A 1,427-nucleotide genomic window follows, 5' to 3' on the forward strand; every position below is an offset into this window, starting at 1 on the left:
GATTACAGGAGCAGGAACAACAGCCGATCCCTTCAAGGTGGAGGATCTATCGATTGTGACCGCCAAGCTTGGAGCCGATGCGGTGACCAATGCTAAATTGGCGGACAATGCAGTTCAGACAGAAAACATTTTGAGTGGAGGTAACGATAAAGTTTTGGTTACCGATGCAGTTGGTACCGTGGAGTGGATCGACAAGTCGAGCTTCGCTGCCATTGCCGATCAGGTAACGATTACAGGAGCTGGAACAACAGCTGATCCCTTCAAGGTGGAGGATCTATCGATTGTGACCGCCAAGCTTGGAGCCGATGCGGTGACCAATGCTAAACTGGCCGATAACGCAGTTGAGACAGAAAATATATTGAACGGTACCATTTTAACAGAGGATATCTCTTCAGGTGGAAACGATAAGGTATTGGTTACGGATGCAGTTGGTACCGTGGAGTGGATCAACAAGTCGAGCTTTGCTGCCATTGCCGATCAGGTAACGATTACGGGTGCTGGAACAACAGCTGATCCCTTCAAGGTGGAGGATCTGTCGATTGTGACCGCCAAACTTGGAGCCGATGCTGTGACCAATGCTAAATTGGCCGATAACGCAGTTCAGACAGAAAACATATTAAGCGGAGGTAACGATAAGGTATTGGTTACGGATGCCGTTGGTACAGTAGTTTGGGTGGACAAGTCCAGCTTTGCTGTTTTGGCCGATCAGGTAACCATTACCGGAATAGGAACGGTTGCGGATCCATTCAAAGTAGAGGACCTGTCCATAGTAAATTCCAAACTTGGCCCCGATGCGGTAACGAATTCAAAATTGGCCGATGATGCGGTACAATTGGAAAACATAGCTGATGGTACGGTCTCTGGGCAAGTAATGCAATGGGATGGGACCGATTGGATTCTAGTAGATTTGGGCTCTGTGACGGTAACAGAAGTCGATGGTGTAATCGGAAATGAAATTTTAAACGCCACTGATGCTACCTTGGTGCGTTCGGGAGCAGGAACAACGGTTAGCCCTTATACGCTGGACGTGTCGGCCGATGGAATAACTAATGCCGAACTGGCCGACAATGCGGTTCAGACAGAAAATATATTGAACGGTACCATTTTAACAGAGGATATATCTTCAGGTGGTAACGACAAGGTATTGGTTACCGATGCAGTCGGGACCGTGGAGTGGATCGACAAGTCAAGCTTTGCTGCCATTGCCGATCAGGTAACGATCACAGGAGCTGGAACAACAGCTGATCCCTTCAAGGTGGAGGATCTGTCGATTGTGACCGCCAAACTTGGAGCCGATGCGGTGACCAATGCTAAATTGGCCGATAATGCAGTTCAGACAGAAAACATATTAAGCGGAGGTAACGATAAGGTATTGGTTACGGATGCAGTTGGTACCGTGGAGTGGATCGACAAGTCGAGCTTTGCCG

At 48.4% G+C, this 1,427-nt stretch carries 1 protein-coding gene; it reads left to right on the forward strand.

Annotated elements, in window-relative coordinates:
- On the forward strand, nucleotides 1-1,427 hold a 1,427-nt coding region (locus tag CWD91_RS22575; RefSeq protein ID WP_157943879.1), incomplete at both ends, for a hypothetical protein.

The sequence above is a fragment of the Arenibacter hampyeongensis genome (assembly GCF_002909255.1).
Lineage (GTDB): Bacteria > Bacteroidota > Bacteroidia > Flavobacteriales > Flavobacteriaceae > Arenibacter > Arenibacter hampyeongensis.